The organism is Halomonas sp. ND22Bw, from assembly GCF_003011945.1.
GTDB classification, from domain to species: domain Bacteria; phylum Pseudomonadota; class Gammaproteobacteria; order Pseudomonadales; family Halomonadaceae; genus Halomonas; species Halomonas halophila.
Window position 1 is genome coordinate 380,343 of sequence record NZ_PXWD01000002.1, and the last position, 17,268, is coordinate 397,610.

Annotated in this window: 20 protein-coding genes; 14 read left to right on the plus strand and 6 right to left on the minus strand. The window is 70.2% G+C overall.

The annotated features are described in order from the left end of the window. Positions 1-132: 132 nt before the first annotated feature. The 5 genes from purD (at position 133) to coq7 (ending at position 3,997) form a co-directional block, all read left to right on the plus strand. Positions 133-1,428, plus strand: a complete 1,296-nt coding sequence (gene purD / locus CVH10_RS04650; RefSeq protein ID WP_106487940.1) for a phosphoribosylamine--glycine ligase — start codon at positions 133-135, stop codon at positions 1,426-1,428. A gap of 53 nt (positions 1,429-1,481) precedes the next feature. After that, on the plus strand, positions 1,482-1,916 hold the full coding sequence (locus tag CVH10_RS04655) for a thioesterase family protein (protein WP_035596608.1): 435 nt from the start codon (positions 1,482-1,484) through the stop codon (positions 1,914-1,916). Further along, positions 1,916-2,788 (plus strand): phosphoribulokinase, encoded by an 873-nt coding sequence (locus CVH10_RS04660; protein ID WP_035596606.1) that lies wholly within the window; start codon positions 1,916-1,918, stop codon positions 2,786-2,788. The genes CVH10_RS04655 and CVH10_RS04660 overlap by 1 nt, the downstream gene beginning before the upstream one ends. A 41-nt stretch (positions 2,789-2,829) precedes the next feature. After that, complete coding sequence (locus CVH10_RS04665; protein ID WP_035596603.1) at positions 2,830-3,171, plus strand: histidine triad nucleotide-binding protein; 342 nt, start codon at positions 2,830-2,832, stop codon at positions 3,169-3,171. Positions 3,172-3,352: 181 nt separating this feature from the next. Further along, positions 3,353-3,997: a 2-polyprenyl-3-methyl-6-methoxy-1,4-benzoquinone monooxygenase gene (coq7, locus tag CVH10_RS04670; protein WP_035596601.1), complete on the plus strand. Its 645-nt coding sequence runs from the start codon at positions 3,353-3,355 to the stop codon at positions 3,995-3,997. A gap of 113 nt (positions 3,998-4,110) precedes the next feature. Here the strand turns inward: coq7 and speD are convergent, their stop codons facing one another. The 4 genes from speD to CVH10_RS04690 all read right to left on the minus strand — a co-directional run bounded on the left by speD (position 4,111) and on the right by CVH10_RS04690 (position 7,490). Continuing rightward, on the minus strand, positions 4,111-4,905 hold the full coding sequence (gene speD, locus CVH10_RS04675; RefSeq protein ID WP_035596600.1) for an adenosylmethionine decarboxylase: 795 nt from the start codon (positions 4,903-4,905) through the stop codon (positions 4,111-4,113). Positions 4,906-5,097: 192 nt separating this feature from the next. Next, positions 5,098-5,517, minus strand: a complete 420-nt coding sequence (locus CVH10_RS04680) for an OsmC family protein (RefSeq protein ID WP_016853702.1) — start codon at positions 5,515-5,517, stop codon at positions 5,098-5,100. 255 nt (positions 5,518-5,772) lie between these two features. After that, positions 5,773-6,447 (minus strand): N-acetylmuramate alpha-1-phosphate uridylyltransferase MurU, encoded by a 675-nt coding sequence (gene murU / locus CVH10_RS04685; RefSeq protein WP_106487941.1) that lies wholly within the window; start codon positions 6,445-6,447, stop codon positions 5,773-5,775. Next, entirely contained in the window at positions 6,444-7,490 is a 1,047-nt protein-coding gene (locus CVH10_RS04690; protein WP_106487995.1) for an aminoglycoside phosphotransferase family protein, read from the minus strand. Before CVH10_RS04690 ends, murU begins: the two co-directional genes overlap by 4 nt. 160 nt (positions 7,491-7,650) lie before the next feature. On the opposite strand from CVH10_RS04690, the gene CVH10_RS04695 reads away from it, so the two are divergent. From CVH10_RS04695 to CVH10_RS04730, 8 genes are all read left to right on the plus strand, one after another. Beyond that, complete coding sequence (locus CVH10_RS04695; RefSeq protein ID WP_106487942.1) at positions 7,651-10,128, plus strand: LPS-assembly protein LptD; 2,478 nt, start codon at positions 7,651-7,653, stop codon at positions 10,126-10,128. 89 nt (positions 10,129-10,217) lie between these two features. Beyond that, positions 10,218-10,856, plus strand: coding sequence for a SurA N-terminal domain-containing protein (locus tag CVH10_RS04700; protein ID WP_106487943.1), 639 nt, complete (start codon positions 10,218-10,220; stop codon positions 10,854-10,856). After that, entirely contained in the window at positions 10,853-11,908 is a 1,056-nt protein-coding gene (pdxA, locus tag CVH10_RS04705) for a 4-hydroxythreonine-4-phosphate dehydrogenase PdxA (RefSeq protein ID WP_106487944.1), read from the plus strand. Before CVH10_RS04700 ends, pdxA begins: the two co-directional genes overlap by 4 nt. A 37-nt stretch (positions 11,909-11,945) precedes the next feature. After that, positions 11,946-12,758, plus strand: coding sequence for a 16S rRNA (adenine(1518)-N(6)/adenine(1519)-N(6))-dimethyltransferase RsmA (gene rsmA / locus CVH10_RS04710; RefSeq protein WP_106487945.1), 813 nt, complete (start codon positions 11,946-11,948; stop codon positions 12,756-12,758). Beyond that, on the plus strand, positions 12,755-13,144 hold the full coding sequence (gene apaG / locus CVH10_RS04715) for a Co2+/Mg2+ efflux protein ApaG (RefSeq protein ID WP_016853709.1): 390 nt from the start codon (positions 12,755-12,757) through the stop codon (positions 13,142-13,144). Before rsmA ends, apaG begins: the two co-directional genes overlap by 4 nt. Positions 13,145-13,196: 52 nt before the next feature. Beyond that, positions 13,197-14,003 (plus strand): symmetrical bis(5'-nucleosyl)-tetraphosphatase, encoded by an 807-nt coding sequence (locus CVH10_RS04720; protein WP_106487946.1) that lies wholly within the window; start codon positions 13,197-13,199, stop codon positions 14,001-14,003. Between the two features lie 38 nt (positions 14,004-14,041). Further along, positions 14,042-14,362: a thiosulfate sulfurtransferase GlpE gene (gene glpE, locus CVH10_RS04725; protein WP_106487947.1), complete on the plus strand. Its 321-nt coding sequence runs from the start codon at positions 14,042-14,044 to the stop codon at positions 14,360-14,362. Positions 14,363-14,364: 2 nt separating this feature from the next. Next, the gene (locus CVH10_RS04730; protein WP_106487948.1) at positions 14,365-15,507 is read left to right on the plus strand and encodes a polynucleotide adenylyltransferase; all 1,143 of its coding nucleotides are present in this window, start codon (positions 14,365-14,367) and stop codon (positions 15,505-15,507) included. A 29-nt stretch (positions 15,508-15,536) separates the two neighbouring features. On the opposite strand, the gene folK is transcribed toward CVH10_RS04730, so the two are convergent. Then, on the minus strand, positions 15,537-16,055 hold the full coding sequence (folK, locus tag CVH10_RS04735; RefSeq protein ID WP_035596585.1) for a 2-amino-4-hydroxy-6-hydroxymethyldihydropteridine diphosphokinase: 519 nt from the start codon (positions 16,053-16,055) through the stop codon (positions 15,537-15,539). Then, positions 16,055-16,417 (minus strand): dihydroneopterin aldolase, encoded by a 363-nt coding sequence (gene folB, locus CVH10_RS04740; protein ID WP_035596583.1) that lies wholly within the window; start codon positions 16,415-16,417, stop codon positions 16,055-16,057. The genes folK and folB overlap by 1 nt, the downstream gene beginning before the upstream one ends. A gap of 150 nt (positions 16,418-16,567) precedes the next feature. Between folB and plsY the strand changes: the two genes are divergently transcribed. Beyond that, positions 16,568-17,155, plus strand: a complete 588-nt coding sequence (gene plsY, locus CVH10_RS04745) for a glycerol-3-phosphate 1-O-acyltransferase PlsY (RefSeq protein WP_369335725.1) — start codon at positions 16,568-16,570, stop codon at positions 17,153-17,155. The last annotated feature ends 113 nt before the right edge of the window (positions 17,156-17,268 follow it).

The window sequence follows — 17,268 nt, forward strand, 5'->3', positions numbered from 1 at the left end:
TCCCCGGCGCCCCGCGTGGCGCTTCGATAGGCCGGCGTATCGAAGCTGAAGGCGGCGCCGACGGCCGCTTTCTGACATAATGCGGCGACGTTTTTCCCGTGTTATCCCCCTGTAAGTGAGGTAGAGCAGCGGATGAAGGTTCTGATCATCGGCGGCGGTGGCCGCGAACATGCCCTGGCCTGGAAGGTCGCTCAGTCGCCCGAGGTCGAGACCGTCCACGTGGCCCCGGGCAACGCCGGCACCGCCCGCGAGCCGGGACTCGAGAACGTGGCGATCGGCGCCGAGGACCTGGACGGGCTGGTCGCCTTCGCCCGCGAGCAGGCCATCGACCTGACCATCGTCGGCCCCGAGGCGCCGCTGGTGGAAGGCGTGGTCGACCGCTTCCGCGAGGCCGGCCTGGCGATCTTCGGCCCCACCGCCGGCGCCGCCCAGCTCGAGGGCTCGAAGGCCTTCACCAAGGACTTCCTGGCCCGTCACGCCATTCCGTCCGCCGAATACCGCACCTTCGTGGCGGTGGAGCCGGCGCTCGAGTACCTCGCCGAGAAGGGCGCGCCGATCGTGATCAAGGCCGATGGTCTGGCCGCCGGCAAGGGCGTGATCGTCGCCATGACCCGGGAAGAGGCCGAGGCCGCGGTCCACGACATGCTCGAGGACAATGCCTTCGGCGATGCCGGCGCCCGGGTGGTGATCGAGGACTTCCTGCAGGGCGAGGAGGCCAGCTTCATCGTCATGGTCGACGGCGAGACGGTGCTGCCGATGGCCACCAGCCAGGACCACAAGCGCGCCTTCGACGATGACCAGGGCCCGAACACCGGCGGCATGGGCGCCTACTCGCCGGCGCCGGTGGTCACCGACGCGGTCTTTGAGCGCGTGATGGAGCGCGTGATCCGGCCCACGGTGCAGGGCATGGCCGAGGAAGGGCATCCCTACACCGGTTTCCTGTACGCCGGCCTGATGATCGACCCCGAGGGCAACCCGCGGGTGATCGAGTACAACTGCCGCTTCGGCGACCCCGAGACCCAGCCGATCATGATGCGCCTGCAATCCGACCTGGCCGAGCTGTGCCTGGCCGGCGCCCGCGGCGAGCTGGCCGGCCACGCCTGCGAGTGGGATTCCCGCGCTGCGGTGGGCGTGGTGATGGCCGCCGGCGGCTATCCCGGCAGCTATCGCAAGGGTGACGCCATCGAGGGGCTCGACGCCGCCGAGGCCACCGGCAGCAAGGTCTTCCACGCCGGCACCGCCACGGGCGACGACGGCGAGGTGTTGACCGCCGGCGGCCGCGTGCTGTGTGTCACCGCGCTGGGCGAGGGCGTCTCCGCGGCCTGCGACCTGGCCTACCGCGGCGTGGCCGAGATCCGCTGGCAGGACGCCTTCCATCGCGGCGACATTGCCCATCGCGCCATCGCCCGGGAGGGTGACGAGGGCTGAGCCCGCGAGCCTGACCCACCCACGACGGCGCACATTCACCACCAGGAGGCGGCATGGAACGCGTGAAACTGGAGTTCCCCGAAGCGGACATCCTGCACCGGCACCCGCTGTCGGTGCGCATCACCGACATGAACTACGGCCGGCATCTCGGCCATGATGCCGTGGTGTCGCTGATGCACGAGGCCCGCGTCCAGGCCCTGGCCACCCGCTCGCTCGCCGAGGGCGACATGGGCGGCTACCCGTGCGTGGCCGCCGACCTGGCGGTGCAGTATCAGGCCGAGTCGCGCTGGCCCGAGGCGCTGGAGGTGGACACCGCCATCCCGACGCCGGGGCGCCGCGCGATTGCCGTCTACCATCGCATCCGGCGGCTCGCCGACGATCGCCCCGTGGCCACGGCGCGCATCAACCTGATGCTGGTGGATCCGGCCACCGGGCGCCCGGTGGCGGTGCCCGACCTGGTGCGCGAACGCCTCGCGGGGGCGAGCTGATGTCGCGCGAGTACCCGATCATCGCCGTGACCGGCTCCTCCGGGGCCGGTACCACCACGGTCAAGCGCACCTTCGAGCGCATGTTCGCCCGCGAGGACCTGCATGCCGCCTTCGTCGACGGCGACGCCTTCCATCGCTACACCCGCCAGGAGCTGGCGCGGATCTTCCGCGAGGAGCCCGAGCGCAAGGACGAGCTGTCGCACTTCGCCGTGGAGGCCAACCTGCTGGAGGAGCTCGAGGCACTGTTCCAGGAGTATGGCGAGCACGGCACCGGCACCTATCGGCACTATATCCACGCCGAGGACAAGTCGATGATCGAGGCCGGCTACCAGGTCGGCACCTTCACCGAATGGCAGCCGCTGCCCACGGGCACCGACCTGCTGTTCTACGAGGGGCTGCACGGTGGCCTGGTGACCGCCGAGCATGACATCGCCCGCCACGTGGACCTGCTGGTCGGGGTGGCGCCGACCATGAACCTGGAGTGGATCCAGAAGATCGATCGCGACATGCGCTATCGCGGCTACTCCCAGGAGGCGGTGATCGACACCATCCTGGGGCGCATGGACGACTACGTGCGCTACATCCAGCCGCAGTTCTCGCGCACCCACATCAATTTCCAGCGGGTGCCCACGGTGGATACCTCGAATCCCTTCGAGGTCCAGGACATCCCCGCCGACGCCGAGTCCTTCGTGGTGATCCGCTTCCGCGATCCGGCCACGGTGGACTTCCCCTACCTGCTGGCGATGATCCCCGATGCCTTCATGAGCCGACCGCACACCCTGGTGGTGCCGGGCTCGCGCATGCCGCTGGCCATGGAGCTGATCCTGGGGCCGCTGGTGCGCCACCTGCTGGCCCAGCGCCGTTTTCGCTGAGCCTCTACATTCGCCGTTCGTCATCCGTCGAGGAGCCCGCCATGGACTGCCTGTTCTGCAAGATCATCAAGCGTGAGATTCCCGCCGACATCGTCTACGAAGACGACGAGGTGCTGGCCTTCAACGACATCGATCCCAAGGCGCCGACGCACCAGCTGATCGTGCCCAAGCGCCATATCGCCACCCTCAACGACATCGAGGAAGACGATCTGGCGCTGGTGGGGCGGCTGCAGTTCACCGCCGCCCGGCTGGCCCGCGAGGCCGGTTTCGCCGACGACGGCTATCGGGTGGTGATGAACTGCAATGAACAGGGCGGCCAGACCGTCTATCATATTCATATGCACCTGATGGGCGGTCGACGCTTTACCTGGCCGGCTGGGTAGTCGGCGCGCGGCGCCTGCCGCGGCTTGCGGTGTTCGACGCATCAGGTGCAGCCTTCCCGGGCCTCGCCCGACACCGTTTCCGTTCGACGCCGCCTCCGGGGCGGCGTCGTCGCATCCGGAGGCACTGCCGGCACCGGGGCGACTCGGTTACAATGAGCTCATCATCGATTCAGGGGGTGTCATGAACCGTCAGTATTCCCGTGCCGATCAACTGGTGCGCCAGGGCGATGCCGTGCTGCGCACCCTGGTGCCGGGCGCCGCCCAGCCGTCTCGTCCGTCGCCGGCCACCCCGGAGGTGCGCGACGATGCCCTGGACGAGGCCGAACGCCGCCACGCCGTGGGCCTGATGCGCATCAACCATACCGGCGAGGTGTGCGCCCAGGCGCTCTACCAGGGCCAGGGGCTGACCGCCAAGCTGCCCGAGGTTCGTGAGCAGATGGAGGAAGCCGCCCAGGAGGAGATCGATCACCTGGCCTGGTGCGAGTCGCGGCTCGACGAGCTAGACGGTCACACCAGCCGTCTCAACCCGCTGTTCTATGCCGCCTCGTTCGGCATGGGGGCGCTGGCCGGGGCGATCGGCGACCGCATCAGCCTGGGCTTCGTCGCCGCCACCGAGGAACAGGTGGGTCGCCACCTCGACGCCCACATGGACGAGCTGCCGTCCGGCGACCACCGCTCCCGCGCGGTGCTGCGCCAGATGGCCATCGACGAGGCCCATCACGCCGAGCAGGCGCTGGAGGCCGGCGGTGCCCGCTTCCCGGGGCCGGTCAAGGCCGGCATGACGCTGATGTCCAAGGTGATGACCCGGTCGGTCTACAGGCTCTAGGCTGGAAGCTTGAAGCCGGAATAGCAGGGGTCAGACCCTTAAGCGCCCTTAGGGACCCCGTCCCTAAGGGCGCTTAAGGGTCTGACCCCGTGTGCCGCCGATACCGCGCGCGGCTAGTCCATGTTGCGCGAGTAGAAGATCTCCAGCATCTCCTTGCGCAGCCGGCCCTCGATGTCGCGGGCCTCCTCGAAGCTGATATCGCGCCGGGAGGTGCCGAACAGGTAGTTGTCCAGCTCGAAGTCCTTGAGCAGCATCTTGGTGTGGAACATGTTCTCCTGATACACGTTCACGTCCACCATCTGGTAGGCCTGCTTGGTGTCGTCGGCCAGGTAGTCCTGGATCGAGGTGATGTCGTGGTCGATGAACAGCTTCTTGCCGTCCACGTCGCGGGTGAAGCCGCGCACCCGGTAGTCCACGGTCACGATGTCGGAATCGAAGCTGTGGATCAGGTAGTTGAGCGCCTTCAGCGGGCTGATCTGGCCGCAGGTGGAGACGTCGATGTCCAGGCGGAAGGTGCTGATGCCGTTGTCCGGGTGGGACTCGGGGTAGCTGTGCACCGTGACGTGGCTCTTGTCGAGGTGGGCCACCACGGTTTCCGGCAGCGGGCCCGGGCCGGGTTCCATCTGCTCGGGGGCGGCCTCTTCCAGCTCGTGCTCGGCGATCAGGATGGTCACGCTGGCACCGTGGGGCTCGTAATCCTGGCGGGAGATATTGAGCACGTGGGCGCCGATGATGTTGGTGACATCCTTGAGGATCTGCGTCAGACGCTCGGCGTTGTAGAGCTCATCGATGTAGTCGATGTACGCCTTGCGCTGCTCCTCGGTCTTCGCATAGCAGATGTCATAGATGTTGAAGCTCAGGGAGCTGGTCAGGTTGTTGAACCCGTGGAGTCGGAGATTGTCGGTCACGTCCGAGCCTCCCAAAGTGGCAGATAGTGTCATCCCGACGGATATCGCCGGAACCCCTGGCAATCGAGAGCCGCGTATTATGCACAGCCCACCGTGGCGGCGCACCCGCCGCCACGGTTTTTTTTCGCCGCCGCCGGGCGGGGAGCCGGACCTGGCGTCTCGGCCGTCAGGGCGCCGTGGGTGAAGGCTCGCTTACTCCTCGACGATGGTGAAGGAGTGGGTCACCTCCACGCCGCCCTTGGCCAGCATGATCGAGGCGCTGCAGTACTTGTCGGCGGAGAGCTCGACGGCGCGCTTGACCTGCTTCTCCTTGAGCCCCTGGCCGCTCACGGTGAAGTGGATATGGATCTTGGTAAAGACGCTGGGCACGCTGTCGGCGCGCTCGGCCTCGATGCTGGCCACGCAGTCCGCCACCGGGGCGCGGGACTTCTCGAGGATCTCCAGCACGTCGAAGGAGGTGCAGGCGCCCATGCCCATCAGCAGCATTTCCATCGGGCGCGGGCCGGTGTTGCGGCCGCCGTGGTCGGGCGGACCGTCGATGACCACGCTGTGGCCGCTGCCGGCTTCGGCGACGAACTGGCGACCGTCGGTCCATTTCACTGAGGCTTTCATGAACTGATTTCCTTGCTGTTGATTAAATGCGCGGTTTCACCGCGGCCGCTGGAGGCTTCGGTGCCGCGAGCGAGCATCGAGTGGCGCCAGCTTAGCAGCTGGCGTCGACCGGCTCAGCCCGGGAGGGCTCCGGCGATGGGTAGGCTGTCCGTCGACAGGCCGGCGAGGAGACACGGCGGGTATGTCCCTCCAGGCTCTCGACGCCGCCCAGGCGTCGGAGCTCCTCTTCGGCTTGTCCCCGGTTCCCCGTGAGTGTCATGAAGGAAGCTGGGTGCGCAGGGTGCGGTCCAGGGCCTCGAGGCGGGCCGGGGTGCCGACATCGACCCAGGCGCCGCGATGATGATGGCCGGCGACCCGACCTGCCGCCATGGCCTCGCGCAGCAGCGGGGCCAGGGCGAAGGCGCCATCGTCATGATCGGCGACCAGCGCCGGATCGATCAACGCCAGGCCGGCGTAGGTCAGCCGCGGCTCGCCCTCGGGATGCACCCGGCCGCTGGTGTCCAGATGAAAGTCGCCGTTGGGATGGTGATCGGGATTGTCCACCAGCACCAGGCGCGCCAGGTCGTCGCCGAGCGGAGGGAGCGCGTCGGGGGCGATATCGCACCAGACATCGCCGTTGACCAGCCAGAACGGCGCCTCGCCCAGCAGCGGCAGGGCGCGGCGGATGCCGCCGCCGGTTTCCAGCGGCGCGTCCTCGCGGCTCCAGGCGATGTCCACGCCGAACTCGTGGCCGTCGCCCAGCGCCTCGATGATCTGCTCGGCGCGGTAGCTGACGTTGATCACCACCTCATGGATACCGGCCGTGGCCAGGCGTTCCAGGTGATGAACGATCAGCGGCTTGCCGGCCACCGGCAGCAGCGGCTTGGGGCAGTGGTCGGTGAGCGGGCGCATGCGCGTGCCGAGCCCGGCGGCCAGGATCATCGCCTTCATGCCGCGCCCTCCCGGTCGATGCCGTCCTCGTCCAGCTTCGCCGCCATGGCGGGGCGGAAGACGCCGGCGAGCCAGGCCCTGAAGGCGTCGTGACCGTCGAGCTCGGCCAGGGCGTCCTCGAGATGGGCGAGGAAGTGCGGCAGGCGGGCGAGATAACCGTCGCGATGGTCGCGCAGGGTCAGCCGGCAGAAGATGCCCAGCACCTTGAGCGCGCGCTGGGCGGCCATGGCGGCCACTCGGGCGCGGAAGGTCTCCGAGGAGACGCCGGCGTCGAGCCGGCCGTCGGCGATGGCGCGCTGGCGAAAGCCCTCGATCCACTCGGCGCGCCGCGCGGCGTCGAAGCGGCAGTAGCGGCCGTGGAGCAGCGAGATCAGGTCGTAGCTGATGGGACCTGCCACGGCGTCCTGGAAGTCGATCAGGTAGAGCGCCTCGTCGACCACCATCAGGTTCATGGCGTCGAAGTCGCGATGCACGGTGACCACGGGCTGATCCAGTGCGGACGCGATCAGCGCGTCACGCAGGGCGTTCCAGCCGGGCGGCGGGGCGACGTCGAGCCAGCGCGACAGGCACCACTCGGGGAAGAGATCGAGCTCGCGGCCCAGCAGGGCGGCGTCGTAGGCCGGCAGCGCGTCCGGCGAGGCGCGGTTCTGGAGCTCATGGATGAGCGCCATGGCGCCTTCGTGCCAGGCCAGGGTGGCCGGGTCGCGCTCGCCGTCGAAGCGGGTCTGCAGCGGCGTGTCGCCGAGATCGTCGAGCTCCAGGAAGCCGGCCTCGAGGTCCACGGCGTGCAGGTGCGGCACCGGCAGGCCGGCGGCTTCCCAGGCCCGGTCGATAGCCACGAAGGGCGTGCTGTCCTCGCGGTCCGGCGGCGCGTCCATCAGCATGCGTGTGGCGCCGTCGGGCAGTGTCAGCCGATAGTAGCGGCGAAAGCTGGCATCGCCGGCGGCCAGGCGCAGGTCCAGGGCCTGCGGGTCGAGTCCATGGCACTGCGCGATCCAGTGGCGCAGCGGCGTCTGGCGGGCGAGGGCATCGGCCTCTGGCATCATCACCTCTCGATGTCCGGTGGCGGGGCTCGGTTGACGGCCCCGAAGCGTCGCCGCATGCTGAGGCCCGACAGCGTCGGCGTGACAGGGACTCGTCGGCGGGACAGGTCGCATGGGGCCTGTATAATACCGATTCACTCCGCCAAGGACATCGTGGAACATGGCCAAGCGACCCTCCCGGACGGCCCTGGCAGGTCTGGTGACCTCGAACCTGATCATTGCCGCCCCTCTGCTGGCGGCGCCCCCCGAGCCGCTGCCCGCCGATCGGCTGGACTGGCAGCCCTGGGGCGCCGACCGGCCGGCCGATGCCGTATGCCGCGGGCGCTACGTGATGCCGGACTATCGTCTGGCCCCGCCGCCCGAGGGGCAGGTCACCAGCGAGGCGGACAGCGGCGAGTACGGTGCCGAGGGGGAGACCCGGCTCAGCGGCCAGGTGGTGCTGCGCCGTGGCGACACCCAGCTCGAGGCGCCGCGGGTCAACCTGCCGGCGTCCCGGGATCGGGTGCAGGCCGAGGGGCCGGTGGCGCTGCGCGACCGGAATCTGCTGGTGCGCGGCGACGCCGCCGAATTCTCGCTGGAAAGCGATGCGGCGAGCATCGATACCGCCCACTATGTGGCCCATGAGCAGCGCCTGCGAGGCGATGCCGTGCGCCTGGCCCGGCTCGAGGACGGCCGCTACCGGCTGCGCGAGGCCAGCTTCACCACCTGCGAGCCCGGCAGCGAGCTGTGGCGCCTGGTCGGCAACGACATCCTGCTGGACCGCGAGCAGGGGTTCGGCACCGCCAAGCACGCCCGCCTGGAGGTCGGTCACGTGCCGGTATTCTACTGGCCCTGGGTGCGCTTCCCGCTCGATGAGCGCCGCCAGACCGGCTTCCTGTGGCCGACCCTCGGCGCCACCGGCAGCGGGCTCGACTATTCCCAGCCCTTCTACTGGAACATCGCCCCCGACCAGGACGCGACCCTCACTCCGCGCTGGATCAGCGATCGTGGCCTGCTGCTGGGCGGCGAGTATCGCTATCTCTTTCCGTCCGACGCCGGCACCATCGAGGGGGCCTACATCGCCGACGACAAGCGTGCCGGCGACGAGGCCTCGAACGGCTCCCGTCTCGAGAATGGCGACGAGCGCTGGTACCTGGACTTCCGTCACGCCGGGCGTTTCGACGAGCGTACCGACTACCGGCTGCGCTACGGCGCGGCCAGCGACGGCGCCTACTTCGACGACTTCGGCCGCGACTTCGCCGAGCAGGACACCGACCACCTGTCACGGCTGGCCCGGCTCGACTATCGCGGCGATGTCTGGCGCCTGCAGGCCAAGGCCCAGGGGTACCAGCGGCTCGATGATCCTCTGAAAGAGGGCGACAAGCCCTTCTACCGCCTGCCGAGCCTGGATGCCCGGGCGCGCTGGTCCCAGGACGGCGGCCTCTACCAGGAGTGGGCCTCCAATCTGACCTACTTCTGGCGCGACGTGCATACCGATGAAGACGGCCTCTACGACTTCAGGGACGGTCGGCGCCGCATTCCGCTCCGCGAGGCGGCCAACGGCACCCGGCTGCGCCTCGACCCGGCCGTGGGCTGGCGCTTCGACGAGAGCTGGGGCTTCCTCGAGCCCCGGGTCGAGCTGGCCCATCGCTCCTACGACCTGGACTACGGCGACCGCGAGACGCCGAACACCGACACGCCGTCGTTGACCGTGCCGGTGACCTCGATCGACGGCGGGCTGGTGTTCGAGCGCGACCTCGACGTCGGCGGTGGCGCCTACCGTCAGACCCTGGAGCCGCGGCTCAACTACGCCTACGTGCCGGCCGAGGACCAGAGCGAGTTCCCGGACTTCGACACCGGCGAGCGCAATTTCTCCTGGCAACAGCTGTGGTCGCCGGACCGCTTCTCCGGTGGCGACCGGGTGGGCGACCTCAATCGCCTGTCCTATGGCGTCGAGAGTCGCCTGCTGGAGGACGCGAGCGGCCGCGAGCGGCTGTCGCTGGGCCTCGGCCAGGCGCTCTACTTCGAGGATCGCCATATCGACATGGCCGGCGATCCCGATACCCTGCCGAGGGATGAGGACTCCTACGAGTATTACGATGCCACCCGCGATCGCTCGCCGCTGGTGACCCGCCTGAACTGGCGGCTGAGCGACGAGTGGCGCACGCGCTGGCAGTGGCTGTACGACGACAAGGAATCGCGTACCGAGCAGGCCAGCTGGGACCTGCAGTACCGTGCCGATGCCGGCCACGTGCTCAACCTGGGCTATCGCTGGCAGCTTCAGGGCTTCGACGTCTCCGAGGACGACTTCGAGGACCGGCTCGGCTACAACCGCGAGGAGTTCGACGTCTCCGGGGCCTACCGGGTCGGGCCACAGGTCGACCTGATCGGTCGCTTCGTCTACGACAACACCAACGACCGCAGCCTCGAGCAGATGGCGGGTGTGCAGTGGAACGACTGCTGCTATGGTCTGCAGCTGGTGTGGCGCGAGTGGGTCGACGACGAGGGCACCGCGAACACCATCGAAGACGACACCACCGATCGCGGGTTCTTCCTGCGCTTCGTGTTCAAGGGCCTGGGCGGCATCGGCGGAGACGCGGCCAGCTACTTCGACGGCGCCGTGCCGGGCTATCGCAGTACCGCCTTCGGCGCACGCTGAGCCGCGGCCGGCGCCCCGCCTGCCGCTTCGTGGCGGTCGCTCGCCGGCCGCCACGAGACATCCGATATCGAAAGAGAGGAAACACCGACATGCGCAGCCGACACTTCGCCACCCTGCTGCTGGCCCTGCTGCTGGGGGCCGCGCCCCTGACCGGGCTGGCCCAGGCGCGCCAGTCCCTGGACCGTATCGTGGCGGTGGTCAACGACGGCGCCATCATGGCCTCCCAGCTCGAGGACCGCTTCACCCAGACCAAGCAACAGCTCGGGGCCCAGGGCGTCGACCTGCCGCCGGACCAGGTGCTGCGCGAGCAGGTGCTCGACCGCCTGATCGTCGAGGAGATCCAGCTGCAGATGGCCCGCGAGGCCAATCTGAGCGTCGACGACACCGAGCTCAACCGTCAGGTACGGGCCATCGCCCGGGGCAACAACATGACCCTGGACCAGTTCGCCGACGCCCTGGAGGCCGACGGCCTGTCGCTCGGCGTGGTGCGTGACCAGGTGCGTCGCGAGCTCTTGATGCGCGAGCTGCAGCAGCGCCGCGTGGGTGGTCGGGTCAGCCTCTCCGAGCGCGAGGTCGACCGCTTCATCGAACAGCAGGGCGGCAACATGAGCCGCGACCAGGCGCGCCAGGCGCTGTTCCAGCGCAAGGCCAACGACGAGATGGAAGACTGGGTCCAGGAGATCCGCAGCGACGCCTTCGTCGACGAGCGCCTCGAGCCGAGCGCATGAGCGACGCGCCCGTCATCGCCCTGACCATCGGCGAGCCGGCCGGCATCGGCCCCGAGCTCGCGGTGATGCTGGCGACCGACGGCGCCACCGGCGCGGCCCCGGGGCATCGCCGGGTGGCGGTGGGCGATCCCGGGCTGCTCGCCGAACGGGCCGAGGCCCTGGGGCGGGCGCTCGAGATCGTCGAGCTGGCGCCGGGCGAGCCGGTGCCCGAGAGTCGGCCCGGGCGCTTGCCCGTGTGGCCGGTCGCGCTCGCCGCGCCCAGTCGGCCCGGGGTGCTCGACGTGCGCAACGGCGGCTACGTGCTCGAGACCTTGGACCGCGCCGTCGCCGGCTGCCGGGCGGGCGAGGCCGCGGGGATCGTCACCGCGCCGCTGCACAAGGCGGTGATCCGCGATGCCGGCCACGCCGACTTCACCGGCCACACCGAATACCTGCGCGACGCCTGCGGCGTCGACGAGGTGGTGATGATGCTCGCCACCGACCGCGCCCTGCACGCCGCCGGCGCCGACTGGCAGGGCCCCCGGGCGCTGCGCGTGGCGCTCGCCACCACCCACCTGCCGCTGCGCGAGGTGAGCGACGCGGTGACCCCTGAGCGGCTGACGCGCATCCTGCGCATCCTCGACGCCGACCTGCGCCGCTGGTTCGGCCTGGCTGCGCCGCGCATCGCCGTCTGCGGCCTCAATCCCCACGCCGGGGAGGGCGGCCACCTCGGCCGCGAGGAGCTCGAGGTGATTGCGCCGACGCTCGAGACGCTGCGTCGCGAGGGCCTCGCCCTTGACGGGCCGCTGCCGGCGGATACCCTGTTCACCCCGCGCCACCTGGCCGAGGCCGACGCCGTGCTGGCGATGTATCATGACCAGGGCCTGCCGGTGCTCAAGTATGCCGGCTTCGGCCGCGCCGCCAACATCACCCTGGGCCTGCCGCTGGTGCGCACCTCGGTGGATCACGGCACCGCCCTCGATCTGGCCGGCAGCGGCCGCGCTGATCCCGGCAGCCTGGCGGTGGCCGAGGCGCTGGCCGCCGACATGGCCCGCCGCGCCGCTCGTGACTGAGCGCGGCATCCCCGATTCGAACAGAAGGACAGACCGCATGGCATCCCGCCCCCAGGGTCATCGCGCCCGCAAGCGCTTCGGCCAGAATTTCCTGCGCGACCCCGGCATCATCTCGCGGCTGGTACGCGCCATCGGCGCCCGCCCCGGCGAGCGACTGGTGGAGATCGGTCCCGGTCAGGGCGCCCTCACCGAGCCGCTGCTGGACGCGGCGGGCGGCCATCTCGAGGTCATCGAGCTAGACCGCGACCTGATTCCCGGGCTGCGCGTGCAGTTCTTCGACCAGCCGGGCTTCGTGATCCACGAGGGCGACGCGCTCAAGTTCGACTTCCGCGAGCTGCGCGGCGAGGGCCCGGCGCTGCGGGTGGTGGGCAACCTGCCCTACAACATCTCCACGCCGCTGATCTCCCATCTGCTCCAGGCCGGCGACGCCGTGGCCGACATGCACTTCATGCTGCAGAAGGAGGTCGTCGACCGCCTGGCGGCGCCGCCCGGCGGCGGCGATCGCGGTCGTCTCTCGGTGCTGGCCCAGTACTACTGCACGGTCGAGTCGCTGTTCATCGTGCCGCCGGAGTCCTTCGTGCCGCGGCCCAAGGTGGACTCGGCCATCGTGCGCCTGACGCCCCGCGCCGAGATGCCGGATGTCGCCCGCGACGAGACGCTGCTGTTCGAGGTGGTGCGCGAGGCCTTCGCCCAGCGCCGCAAGACGCTGCGCAACAACCTCAAGGGGCGGATCGACGCCGCGGCGCTCGAGGCGCTCGGCATCGAGCCGAGCCGGCGCCCCCAGACCCTGAGCGTGGCGGAGTTCGTGCGCATCGCCAATCACCTGGCCGAGGAGGGCAGCAGCGCATGACGGCAACGGCCCTGGGCGACGAGATCCGCGTGGACGTGGAGCCGGCCTTCCAGGCGGACGAGTCCGCCCCCGAGGAAGAGCGCTTCGTGTTCAGCTATACCATCACCGTGCACAACCACTCCGGCCACAGCATGCAGCTGCTGGCGCGCCACTGGAAGATCACCCAGAGCAGCGGCGAGACCCAGGAAGTGCGCGGCAAGGGCGTGGTCGGCCAGCAGCCGCTGATCGGCCCCGGCCAGACTTTCCGCTACACCAGTCGGGCGATCCTCGATGGCCCGGTGGGCGTGATGGAAGGCGCCTTCACCTGCGTCGACACCGCCACCCAGCGCCCCTTCGAGGTGGCCGTCGCCCCCTTCCGGCTGGCCGGCCCCAACCAGGTGCACTGAGGCGCTCGGCGAGCGCCGCTTCACCCCGATGTTGAGACCGCGAGGACGCGCCATGACCACCTACGCCGTCGGCGATCTCCAGGGCTGTCACGAGGAATTCGTGGCCCTGCTCGAGCGCCTCGACTTCGATCCGCGCCATGACCGGCTGTGGCTGGCCGGCGATCTGGTCAACCGCGGCCGCGGCTCGCTGGACTGCCTGCGCGAGGTCATGGCCCTGGGCGACGCCGCCCGGGTGGTGCTCGGCAATCACGATCTGCACTTGCTGGCGGTGGCCCGCGGCGGTGCGCGGATCAAGCGCAAGGACACTCTCGACGCCATCCTCGCCGCGCCGGATCGCGAGCGCGTGCTCGACTGGCTGCAGAGTTGTCCGCTGGTGGTGCGCGACGGTGAGACCCTGATGAGCCACGCCGGCCTGCCGCCCCAGTGGACGCTGGAGCAGGCCGAGCCGCTGGCCGCCGAGGTGGCCGAGCGGCTCGGCGGCGAGCGTGCCGGCGCCTTCCTCGAGCAGATGTACGGCAACGAGCCGGCCCGCTGGCGTGACGACCTGGACGGCCTCGACCGGCTGCGGGCGATCGTCAACACCTTCACCCGCATGCGCTTCATCGCCGCCGACGGCACGCTGGACTTCAGCGCCAAGGAAGGGCTCGACAGCGCGCCGCCGGGCTTCGCGCCCTGGTTCCAGTACCCGCGCGACGACGATCCGCGGCTGCTGTTCGGCCACTGGGCGGCGCTCGAGGGCGAGACGCCGGGCAGCCGGGTGCGGGCCGAGGCGCTGGATACCGGCTGCGTCTGGGGCGGGGCGCTGACCGCCCTCGACCTCGAGAGCGGCGCGCGCATCAGCGTGCCCAGCCGCCACTGAATTTACCCTTCCTTCCTCTTTCGTTCCCTGGAGATCCGATGAGCTTCCAGCACCTGGACATTCCGACCCTGGCCGAGTGGCTCGACGCCGGCTCGCCGCTGACCCTGGTCGACATCCGCGATCCGGCGAGCTTCGCCGCCGGCCATATCCCCGGCTGCCGCCACCTGGACAACGACAGCGTCACGGCCCTGCTGGCCGAGGCGCCCCGCGAGACGCCGCTGGTGGTGGTCTGCTACCACGGCCACTCCAGCCAGCAGGCCGCGTCCTGGCTGGCCGGCCAGGGCTTCGAGACGGTCTACAGCCTCGACGGCGGCTTCACCGACTGGCAGCACCGTCTGCCCGAGCGCGTGGAGGCCTGAGCATGGCGACCCGCGATGCCCGCCTCGATGGCCTGACGGTCTATCGGGTCGGCGGCGCCGTGCGCGACGCCCGGCTCGGCTGGCCGGTCACCGACGTCGACTGGGTGGTGGTCGGTGCCACGCCCGAGGCAATGACCAGGCGCGGCTTCCGCGCCGTGGGCCGCGACTTCCCGGTGTTCCTGCATCCGAAGACCCACGAGGAGTTCGCCCTGGCGCGCACCGAGCGCAAGGCCGGCCACGGCTATACCGGCTTCGAGGTGCACGCGAGCCCCGAGGTCAGCCTGGAGCAGGACCTGGTGCGTCGCGACCTGACCATCAACGCCATGGCCGAGACCCCCGAGGGCGAACTGGTCGACCCCTACGGCGGGCTTCACGATCTCGAGGCCCGGGTACTGCGCCACGTCTCGCCGGCCTTCGTCGAGGACCCGCTGCGGGTGCTGCGCACGGCGCGCTTCCTGGCCCGCTACGCCGGGCTCGGCTTCGTGATCGCCCCGGCGACCCGCGAGCTGATGCGCCGGCTGGCGGAGAGCGGGGAGCTCGGCCATCTGGTGGCCGAGCGCGTCTGGACCGAGACCGAGAAGGCGCTGGGCGAGCCCTGGCCGGACGTCTACTTCCAGGCCCTGCACGACTGCGGCGCCCTGGCGGCGCTGATGCCGGAGCTGGCGGCGGATGCCGCGGCGCTGGACGAGGCGCTGGGACGGCTGGCGCGGCTGCCCGAGGACATCGCCGATGATGAGGCGCCGCACTGGCGCTGGGCGCGGCTGGTCGAGCATCTCGAGGCCGAAGCCCGCGAGCGCCTGGCCGAGCGCCTGAAGCTGCCCCGGACACCGCGCCGGCTGGGTGATCAGGCGGCGGCGACCCGAGCGCTGGTGGCCGAGGCGCGGGCGGGCGAGCTGGACGGGGCGCGGGTGATGGTCTGGCTCGACGCCATCGGCGCCTGGCGCCAGGGCGAGCGGGTGGCCTCGCTGATCAGCCTGGTGAGCATGGAAGACGCGCGTCTGGCCGAGGACCTGGCCGTGGCCTGGCGCCTGGCGGGGCAGATCCTGCCCCGCGGGCTCGTCGAGGAGGGCTATCAGGGCCGCGAGCTGGGCGAGGAGCTGGCCCGGCGGCGCCGGGCAGCGATCGATGAGGTGCTGGCGGGCTGAGGGGCGGTGTCCGTGGCCTGGCGGCCGGATCAGGCGTCGAGCGGCAGGGACTTTCCGTGCCACGGGAAGTCGGCCGGCCACAGGGCCTGGTCGTCGGCCTCGAAGGCCGCCCACATCTCGGCATAGCGCCGGCCGTCCTCGGGGTGACGGACGTCGGGCAGCAGCTCCGCCAGCGGCTTCAGCACGAAGGCGTGATGACGGATCTCGGCCCGCGGCAGCGCGACGCCGTCGTGCTCGCCGGTCAGTTCGCCGACGGTGAGCAGATCGACGTCCAGGGTGCGGGGGCTGAACTTGGGACTGTCGGCGCGGCGGCCGTTGGCGAACTCGAGCCGCTTGCACCAGGCCTGCAGCTCGCCCACCGACCAGTCGCTGTCGAACGCCGCGACCAGGTTGTAGAAGTTGCGGCCGTCCTCGAAGCCCACCGGTTCGCTCTCGTAGACCCGCGACAGGCGCAGGCCATCGAAGCGCTTGGCAAGGGCGTCGAGGCAGGCGGTCAGGTGCGTCTCGCGCTCGATGTTGCTGCCGATGCTGACGGTGACCAGGGCCATCAGGTCGCGCTCCGCTCGCCGCGCTCGATGCGCACCCCGACCGCATTGGCGGCGGGCACCGCGCCCGGCTTGCGCAGGGTCAGGCGTATCCAGGCGATGCCGTATTCCTGGCGCAGGGCGTCGACCAGGCGCTCGGCGAAGGTTTCCACCAGCTCGAAGCTGTGCTCGGCGCCGAAGCGGGCGATGCGCTCGCTGATGGCGGCATAGTCGAGGGTCTGGGCGATATCGTCGTCGGCCGCCGCGGGGCGGATGTCGGTGGCCAGCTCCAGATCCAGAACCAGGGTCTGGGTGAGGGTGCGCTCCCAGTCATAGACGCCGATGACGGTGTCGACCTTCAGCGCTTCGATCAGTACGAGATCCATCTTGGGCTCTCCGAGCCGTGGCAAGGGGCGGCGGCAGTGCCGGATTGGGCGGCGATTGTACGCGAGGCGACCGGCCGGCGACAGCGCCGACGCTGTTCCCGCGGCATCGAGGCTGGCAGAATCGGGGCACTTTCCGCTTGAGGGTCGGCCGTGCTGAGCCAACTCGAACTCGTGCTGCCGCTGATGGCGCTGGGCTATCTCAGCGGCACCTGGCTGGGGGCGATCACGGTGTGTCGCCTGGCCGGCCGCGGCGATCCGCGCCTGGCCGGTTCCGGCAATCCCGGCTTCTCCAACGTGCTGCGCCTGCATGGGCCGCGGCTGGCCCTGGCCACGCTGCTGGTCGATGCGGTCAAGGGCATGCCGGTGCTGTGGCTCGCCATGCTGCTGGCGCTGCCGCCCTGGGGGCAGGGGCTGGTCGGGCTCGGCGTGCTGCTCGGCCACAGCTATCCGGCCTGGTATCGCTTTCGCGGCGGCAAGGCGGTGGCCAGCGCCTTCGGCGTGATGCTGGTGCTGACCCCCTGGGTGGCGCTGTGCTGCGCGACCCTGTGGTGTCTGCTGGCCTGGCGGGTGCGCACCGCGGCGGTGGCGTCGCTGGCCAGCGCCGCGCTGGCCCCGCTGGCCGCGATCTGGCTGGCGCCGGACTACGTGCCGGTGGTGATCGGCTTCACGCTGCTGGTGCTGGCGCGTCATGCGCTGAATATCCGGCAGTTGGGGCGGGGCGACGAGCCGGGGTTGTAAGTCGTAAGCGCGAAAGAGCGGCGCTTCGCGCCTTGAAGAACGCCCGCTTCGCGGGCTTGAGCTGGAAGCTTGAAGAAACCCCGTGACCCCATGATGGCGGGGATCATGCTGTC